This is a genomic window from Collimonas fungivorans (assembly GCF_028292705.1).
GTDB classification, from domain to species: domain Bacteria; phylum Pseudomonadota; class Gammaproteobacteria; order Burkholderiales; family Burkholderiaceae_D; genus Collimonas; species Collimonas fungivorans_B.
The window spans coordinates 25,436-33,966 of record NZ_JAQGLV010000143.1 but is presented as its reverse complement, the minus strand read 5'-3'; the positions used below and the strand labels follow the sequence as shown (position 1 = coordinate 33,966).

General features: G+C 60.1%; 6 protein-coding genes. 4 read left to right on the top strand and 2 right to left on the bottom strand.

Features of this window, described 5'->3' with window-relative positions; translation table 11 throughout:
• A partial coding sequence (locus tag JWQ61_RS07145) for a M48 family metalloprotease (RefSeq protein ID WP_304359916.1) occupies positions 1 to 479 on the top strand: 479 nt, incomplete at its 5' end.
• Between the two features lie 38 nt (positions 480 to 517).
• Here the strand turns inward: JWQ61_RS07145 and JWQ61_RS07140 are convergent.
• Entirely contained in the window at positions 518 to 1,378 is an 861-nt protein-coding gene (locus JWQ61_RS07140; protein WP_304359915.1) for a CPBP family intramembrane glutamic endopeptidase, read from the bottom strand.
• A gap of 43 nt (positions 1,379 to 1,421) precedes the next feature.
• Positions 1,422 to 2,327 (bottom strand): hypothetical protein, encoded by a 906-nt coding sequence (locus tag JWQ61_RS07135; protein ID WP_304359914.1) that lies wholly within the window; start codon positions 2,325 to 2,327, stop codon positions 1,422 to 1,424.
• Positions 2,328 to 2,489: 162 nt separating this feature from the next.
• On the opposite strand from JWQ61_RS07135, the gene JWQ61_RS07130 reads away from it, so the two are divergent.
• The 3 genes from JWQ61_RS07130 (at position 2,490) to tagF (ending at position 8,530) form a co-directional block, all read left to right on the top strand.
• Positions 2,490 to 3,329 carry a M15 family metallopeptidase gene (locus tag JWQ61_RS07130; protein WP_304359913.1) on the top strand — a complete coding sequence of 280 codons (840 nt, stop codon included), beginning with the start codon at positions 2,490 to 2,492 and terminating at the stop codon, positions 3,327 to 3,329.
• Positions 3,330 to 3,629: 300 nt separating this feature from the next.
• Complete coding sequence (gene tssM, locus JWQ61_RS07125; protein WP_304359912.1) at positions 3,630 to 7,547, top strand: type VI secretion system membrane subunit TssM; 3,918 nt, start codon at positions 3,630 to 3,632, stop codon at positions 7,545 to 7,547.
• Complete coding sequence (gene tagF / locus JWQ61_RS07120) at positions 7,544 to 8,530, top strand: type VI secretion system-associated protein TagF (RefSeq protein ID WP_304359911.1); 987 nt, start codon at positions 7,544 to 7,546, stop codon at positions 8,528 to 8,530. Before tssM ends, tagF begins: the two co-directional genes overlap by 4 nt.
• The last annotated feature ends 1 nt before the right edge of the window (position 8,531 follow it).

Here is an 8,531-nt window from a genome sequence, read left to right as displayed (position 1 = left end):
TTTACATGACCAAAGACGTCAACGCCTGGGCCATGTCGAACGGCTGCATCCGGGTGTATAGCGGCTTGATGGACATGATGAACGACAGTGAACTGCGCGGCGTGATCGGGCATGAAATGGGACACGTTGCACTAGGCCACACCAAAAAAGCCATGCAGACCGCGTATGCCGTGACGGCTGCGCGTACTGCCGCGGGCGCAACGGGCAATGCGGTGGTAACCAACCTGTCGTCGTCGCAACTGGGCGAGCTGACCGAAAAAATCATCAACGCCCAATTCTCCCAGGTGCAGGAAAGCGCTGCCGACGACTATTCGTTTGACCAGCTGACCAAGATGAACATGGATCGCAAAGGGCTGGTGACGGCATTTCAGAAGCTGGCGAAACTGGACGGCGGCGCCGGCGCCACCATGCTCAGCTCGCATCCATCGTCGACCGACCGTGCCCAGCATATCCAGCAACGGATCGATCAGAACAAGTAATCTGCTACAAGCATCGCGCTCCGCCTGTGCCCATCTGATTAGTTGAGGTGGGGATAGGTAAAGCCGATGAAGTGAACCGCATTGACCGCGAAATGGACGATGATCGCGGCTTCGATGCGTTGCGTGACGTAATAAGCATAGGCATAAGCCAGGCCGGCGACCGTGGCCAGCAGCACATAAGTGCCGCCGCCGGCTATATGCGCCGCGCCGAACAAGAGAGCCGAGCAGACTACCGCCAGCAGCGGGCCGTAGCGAAAGCGCGCCAACGACAAGGCCAGGCGGTCTTGCAGCAAGCCGCGGAAAAAAGCTTCTTCCGCAACTACTGTAAAGAACAGGTTGGTGGACAAGAACAGCGCAGTAGCCTGGCTGATCTTGAAATCCGGCTTGACATAGCCGATGGCGGTCGCCAGGCCGAGCACGGCAACCGCTGCGATCAGCGCAATGGGCCAGGTCTGCCGCAACAGCTTGCGCCAGTCGGCCGCGGAGCTGGCGCGGGCGCACAGGAACGCCAGCAGGACCAGGCCGGCGGCGCCTTTGTCGAAGTTTGCATATTGCGTGAAGGGTGCGGAGTCGGCGGACAGGCGCAGCTGGAAAAGCAGTATCGGATTATTGAATCCCGGCAGCTTATGCAAGGCCAGCGCCAAAGCCAGGATGGCGGCGACGACGCCGAACAGCAAGCGCAGATTGCGGCGGGCCGTGGCGGCCAGGTAAGCGGCCAGGCAGAACAGCGCCAGTTCCAGCACCGCCAGGGGACTCAGGACAGCGGCCGCCAGGCCGCTGAGGAGCGCGCAGGCGGCGACCGCCATCCAGGGCAGCAGGACGATGCGGTCAGTCAGTCGGAGGGGAAGCAGCCAGACCGCGGCGATCGCGACGGCGAGTAAAACAAAGGTAATCAGCATCGGTCCTGGCGCTCCACGATGGCGAGTCCAGGAGCGATAACGCCTAGCGGTTTACCTTGCATGCAGCGTCGGTATCCCAGCGTCCGGAACAAATGCGCCAGCGGCACAACTCGCCTTCGATCATGCCCAGCTGCTTGCAGCGTTGCAGCAAGCCGCCAGTGCTGTCGCCGGCCTTGCGCTCGACGATATCGGGTCCGTCAGAGGCATTTTGCGCAAGCACGGGTTCTGTCCCTTTTTTCTTCGCCTGTTGTTTCGATTTGGCGGTTTCCTTGGCCTTGGGCGGCTGTTGTTCGGTCACGCTGTCGCCATGGGAAACCAGTGCGCTCAGGATGTTGACGTCGCTGTCGGCAGGCTGGGCGCCGGCTTTCGGCGGCTTCGGAGCAACGGCTTTTTTCTCCTGCACATTGCGGTTCACCAGCGGTGCATTCACGCTCTTGGGAGCCGGCTTGGGTTTGGATGCCTTCGGTTCTTCCAGCGCTTTCTTCAGCGCAGTCGAAGTGACCGGCACGCCGGCTTCCAGGGTTTCCGTCAGCTTGGCGCGGGGATCGGCCGATGCTTCGTCGGCTTTATCGGCATGGGCGGCTGGATCGTTTTCGATCACCGCTGCTTGCGATTCTGTTTTTTCGGCAGGCGCGGGATCGTTTGCGGCAAGCGCCGGAGTGCTTGGCGGCAATTCCTTGGGCGCTGGCGCGCTGGCTGCAATGGCCGTTTCGGGCTGGACGCTGCGTTGGTTCCAGGCAAAATATCCACCCGCGCCGATCGCCGCCAGCAAGACGACGACGAGCGCCGCGCGCAAGGCGCCGGATTTTTTTTGTGCGGCGGCCTTTGAAGGCGATTCCTTGCCTTCCAGCGCGTTCAGGATGCTGCCGCTGCCGTTTTCTGTTGCCGTCGAGCCCGATAACAAATTCGGTTTTACGGAGCCGCGCGCAGTTTCTTCAGATGGTTGCAAGACACAAATCTCCAAATGTCAGTTATTGGGCAGTTAATGAGCACGGACCGACGTGACGCCAAGTTTGATAAGGTATACTCTCTGACAACTAAATATGTCAACTGGCAATATATTACCAAAAAATTATAATTTTTCTTTGGTAATATTCACGAGAAGGTTTTTGTGTTCGTCTTAGTCATCGCCCTTTACTTTTTGCTTGCATGCGGTGTCGCCGGACTGCTGCTGTTCCCGGCTGCCCGCGAGATTGTTTATTTGGCATTGATCAAGCGGCGGCAGCAGATGGGGGCGCAGGTCCAGAACTGGCGAGACCGCCGGTCCCAGACCACCAGATCCCTGTCGCAAAACCTGCAGGCATCTAGGCTCTCAAGCTGGCAGTTCATCAAGCGGCATCAATGGATTCTACTCGCCGGAATGGCGGTTGTGCTGATACCGCCCTTGATTGCTTGGCTGTTGAGCGGTAAAACCATGCTTGGGAGTTACGATGATTCCGGGCAAGTAGTGAACCAGCAGATTGCCGCGTTGCTGGAAGGAGAGCAATTAGTACCGCCGCCGCCGTTGCCGCCTGAGGTGTTTACTACGCAGGAAGTGGCGCAAGTGCGGCCGATGCTGGATACCGCCAGCCGTAACTGGCAGGCGCTGGATGCCGATTTCACTCAGCGCTTGCTGATGACTTTCAAGATCATGAAAGAGAAGTACGGTTACGACATGGTCATTATTGAAGGTTATCGTAGTCCGGAACGGCAGAATGCGCTGGCGCAAATGGGCGGCAGCGTGACCAACGCCAAGGCGTTCCAGAGCTACCACCAGTACGGCCTGGCAGCCGATTCTGCGTTCATGCGCAGCGGCAAGCTGGTGATTACGGAGAAAGATCCGTGGGCCATGCGCGGTTACCAGCTGTACGGCGAAGTGGCGGAATCGGTCGGACTGACCTGGGGCGGCCGCTGGAAAATGATGGACCTGGGCCACGTGGAATTCCGCAAGCCAGGCGTAATGAAAAGATAAGAAAAAACATAAAACCGTTGTATCTGCGCAAAAGAATCGACAAAAAGAGGGATGGCATGGCGAGGCGATTGATAGTATCGGGCAATAAAATTTCACGCGGAGGCATAGCCGTCCGGCGGGCGACACCCGTTTTTCGCAATGCAATCCTGGTTCCTTGTTCAGGCTGACACCGTCATGCAGCACAGCTTGTTCAGCGACCAACGCAGTCATTACGCTGTCGCGTGCAAGCAACATTGTGGCCGTCGGCGTGTGCCGTTCGCATCCCTTCCAAAAGAATCAACCATTTAATTACTGATACCTATGCAACGAATTTGGCAATTCCTGACGAATACACGAACCCTGGCGGTGGTCGGTTTTGTGGCGCTGGCCTGCTTCCTCTTTCTCGCTGCGGACGCCTTGCAGATCGACGGTATCTGGGTCGTGGTTTTCCTGGTTGCGATCCTGCTGATATGGGGATTGGTCGTGCTGTACCGCAAACAGCGCACCAAGACGGCCTCGAAAAATTTCAGTTCGATGCTGGAAGGGCAGGCCGAGAAGGGTAGCGACAAACCGAGCGTCGTCGGCCGCGACGAAACCGAGACCATACGCAAGCGGATGCTGGAAGCGATTTCCACCATCAAGAATTCCAAGCTTGGCGAAAAATCAGGCGCTACCGCTCTATATGAACTGCCGTGGTACATGATCATCGGCAATCCAGCCGCCGGCAAAAGCACGGCGGTCGCCAATTCCGGCCTGCAGTTTCCGCTGGCCGACAAGAACAGCAACATCGTGCAGGGCGTAGGCGGCACCCGCAACTGCGACTGGTTCTTCACCACCGACGGCATCCTGCTCGATACCGCGGGACGCTATTCGGTGCATGAAGAAGACCGCGCGGAGTGGTTCAGTTTCCTCGGCCTGCTGAAAAAGCACCGCAGCCGGGCGCCGATCAACGGCATCATCATCGCCGTCAGCGTGGCGGAACTGGCCGGCAACCGGCCCGAGTTCGGCATCAACCTGGCCAAGAACCTGCGCCAGCGGGTGCAGGAACTGACCGAAAAGCTGGAAGTGTTTGCGCCGGTCTACGTCATGTTTACCAAGGCCGACCTGATCACCGGCTTCACCGAATTCTTCGTCGACATGGACCGCGGCGAAAAAGACCGGGTCTGGGGCGCGACCTTGCCCTACAGCCGCAAGACCAGCAGCCAGGACGTACTGGCGTATTTCGACGAACGCTTCGATGAATTGTTCGAAGGCCTGAAAGAAATCAGCCTGGCCAACATGGCCCTGAGCCGGGGCGACCGTCTGCCGCCCGGCGTGCTGACCTTCCCGCTCGAATTCTCCGCGGTAAAGAGTTCCTTGCGCGCCTTCATCGCCACCCTGTTCGAAGAAAACCCGTTCCAGTTCAAGCCGGTATTTCGCGGCTTCTATTTCACCAGCGCCTTGCAGGAAGGCAGCGGCCTCAGCACGTCGTCGGAACGGATCGCCGAGCGCTTCGATCTCAAGCTGCAACCGCTGGAGCGTCCGGAAATCCATTCCAAGCACGGTTTCTTCCTGCTCAACCTGTTCCGCAAGGTCATTTTTGCCGACAAGGACCTGGTCTCGCAATACGCCAGCCGCCACAAGACCCGCTTGCGCTACACCATGTTTTTCGCCGCTACCGCCTTCGTCGGTCTGGCCCTGGCGGGCTGGAGCTGGTCCTACATCGGCAACCGCCAGCTGACCGCCAACGTCCAGGCAGACCTGGACAAGGCCATCAAGCTGCAGGAAAAACGGCTGGACCTGCAATCGCGTTTCGAAGCGATGGAGATCCTGCAAGACCGTATCGAGCAATTGCAAAAGTACGACAACCACCGGCCTCTGTCGGTCGGCTTCGGCCTGTACCAGGGCGAGCTGCTGGAGCAGAAGCTGCGTGAAGAATATTTCGCCGGCATCAAGGACATCATGCTCAAGCCGGTGACCGCGAATATCGAATCCTTCCTGTCTGAAATGAATGCCCATGCCGGTTCGCTGGAGCCGATGTCGCGTCCGGTGCAACTGGTGGCCGGTGCGGCGCCGGCGGCTGGCGCTGCGGCTGCAGCAAGCACAGCGGCAGCGCAGGCAGCCAGTGCCGGCAGCACCCAGCAATACAAGGATTCTTCGCCGACCAATGTGGAAGACGGCTACAACGCCCTGAAGACTTACCTGATGCTGAGCGACCGTTCGCGCGCCGAGTCCAGCCATCTGAACGACCAGCTGACCCGTTTCTGGCGCGGCTGGCTGGAAAGCAACCGCGGCAACATGACGCGCGAACAGATGATCCGCAGCGCCGAACGCCTGATGAGTTTTTACCTGTCGCAGGTCAGCGACCCGTCCTGGCCCACAATTGAAAGCAAGCTGACACTGGTCGACCAGTCGCGCGACAACCTGCGCCGCGTGGTGCGCGGCATGGCAGCCCGCGACCGGGTGTATGCGGATATCAAGGCGCGCGCCTCGACCCGCTTCCCGTCGATTACAGTGGCCAGCATCGTCGGCGACCAGGACAAGGAACTGATTGTCGGCAGCTACGCGATTCCGGGCACCTTCACCCGCGACGCCTGGGAGAAATTCGTCCAGGGCGCGTTCAAGGAAGCCGCCAACAAGGAACTGCAAAGCGCCGACTGGGTGCTGAAAACCGCCTCCAGCGACGACCTGACATTGGAAGGCAGCCCGGAGCAGATCCAGAAAGCCCTGGTTACCCAATACAAGACCGAATACGCCAAGGAATGGCAGAAGTTCATGCAGGGCGCCAATATCGCTGACCTCGGCGGCTTCGACAACGCGGTCAAGGCGATGAACCGTTTCGGCGATCCTTCCACTTCGCCGATCAACAAGTTCATCACCGCGGTCTACCAGCAGACCTCATGGGACAATCCGTCGCTGCTGAACACCGGCCTGGGGCGCGCGCAAAGCGGCTTCATCGCCTGGTTCAAGCAAACCATCCTGCGCCAGGCGCCGTCGGGAGTGAACGTCAACGTCAACCTGAATACCAATACCGACCCTACAGCCGCACCGATGGGCCCGGTCGGCAAGGAATTCGCGGGCGTCGCGCGCATGGTCACGGCCAAGGACAAGGACGCCACGCTGATGCGCGGCTACATGGAAAGCTTGTCGAAACTGCGCACCCGCTTCAACCAGATCAAGAACCAGGGCGATACCGGCCCCGGCGCCAACCAGCTGATGCAGCAGACCTTGAACGGCAGCGGTTCGGAACTGGCCGACGCTCTCAAGTATGTTGACGAGCAGATGCTGGTCGGCATGAGCGATTCGCAGAAACAGGCGATCCGTCCGATCCTGGTGCGGCCGCTGATCCAGGCTTTCGCCGTCACCATCAAGCCGACCGAGGCCGAGATGAACCGTACCTGGCTGGCGCAGGTTTATTCGCCGTTCGAGAAAACCCTGGCGGAAAAATATCCGTTTGCCGCCAATTCGAAAATCGAAGCGACCAGCGCTGAAATCGGCCAGACCTTCGGCCCGGACGGCAGCATCGCCAAGTTCGTCAATTCTTCGATGGGTCCGCTGGTGGTGCGCCGCGGCGATAGCCTGGCCGCCAAGACCTGGGCCGACATGGGCATCACGCTGTCGCCTACCATGGTGTCGAGTTTCGCGCGCTGGGTAGCGCCGCTGGGCGCCAGCAGCGCGGCAGCCGGCGGCAGCGCCGGTGGAGCGGATGCGCAAACCGTGTTCCAGATCCAGGCGCTGCCGGCCGGCGGCACCACTGAATACACCATCGAGATCGACGGCCAGCAGCTGCGTTACCGCAATACCCAGGCGCAATGGACCAATTTCGTGTGGCCCAATCCGCAAGGCGTGGCCGGCGCCCGCATCACGGCCGTCACCTTCGACGGACGTACTGTCGAAATCGCCAACCAGCCTGGCCGTTTCGGCCTGGAGCGCCTGATCAACACGGCGGTGCGCAAGCGCAAGGACGGTAACTTCGAACTGAGCTGGACCAACGAAAACATCACGGTGCCGATCAATCTGAAGATCATCAGCAGCCCGCAGGTCAGCGCCAAGTCGCCTGACGGCGGCGCCCAGCAAGGCCAGGGTTTCCGCGGCATGAGACTGCCGGAAACCATTGTCGGCACGGCGGCCAGCCCGGTCAGCACTCCTGCTGCGCCAGCGGCCGGAGCAGCGCCGGCCCCGGCTATCAGCGCGGCGGGTACAGCGCCGGCTGCCGCAGCAACGGCTGCCGCAGCAACTGCAGGAGGGGCCGCACAATGAGCGTAGGAGAAAAATTGGCTAATATTGGTTATTTCGGCAAGATCCCCAGCCGCGGCGATTTCATCAAGGCGACCGACAACATGCCGCTGGTGTCCATCCTCGACGAATGGCTGGCGCAAGCGATGGACTTGCTGTCGGCCGAGCCGCGCTGGAAAATCGCTTACGACGCCGTCAGCCCGCTGCATTTCGCCTTCATTGGCCCGCGCAGCAAACGCGCCATCGCCGGCCACCTGATCGCCAGCAACGACCAGGCTAACCGCCGCTTTCCTTTCCTCGCAGTCAGCACCATGGAAATCGACGAGCCGCAGGAATTCACCGCGAAGAGCCCGATGGCGTTCTCGCGCCTGTGGAACCGGCTGGAAACCCAGGCTTCCGAAGTGGTGGCCGCCACCGACCCGGCGATCTCCCTGCAGAACCTGACCGCCACCGGCATTCCTTTGCAGCTGGGCAGCGGCGCTTATCACGCGGCTTTCACCGATTTCATGGAAATCCAGACCGTAGGCGGCCTGGAGAACATGCTGCACAGCGCCGGCTTCAAGGGCTCTTTGCGGCACCTGGTCCTGGCGCTGGGCATCTTGCTGCAGCCGGTGATGGCGAGTTCGTCGTCGCGCCTGGAAAAGAGCCTGGTGATGCCTTTGCCGGACGACCCCATGTACCGCAACCTGGTGGCGTCCTACTGGCTGCACCTGATCACGCCTTTCCTGTTGCGCGGCAATTTCGAACTGGCGACCTTCGTTACCAGGATCAACGGCAGGCCGTCCATGGTGATCGGCTTCAGCGGCGCTTCGCCGCGCACCCTGCAAGCCATCATGGATCCGCAGGTCGCGCTGGAGCACCATATTTCTTTCGAGGACGCCAGCTGGGTCGAAGAACAGGTCAAGTCGGATTACAGCATCACGAAGATCGCCAGCTACCTGGCGCAACCCACCCTATCTTTAAAATCGGCTCATGATTCGTTTCGTGACGCATTTATTGGAGCCTGAC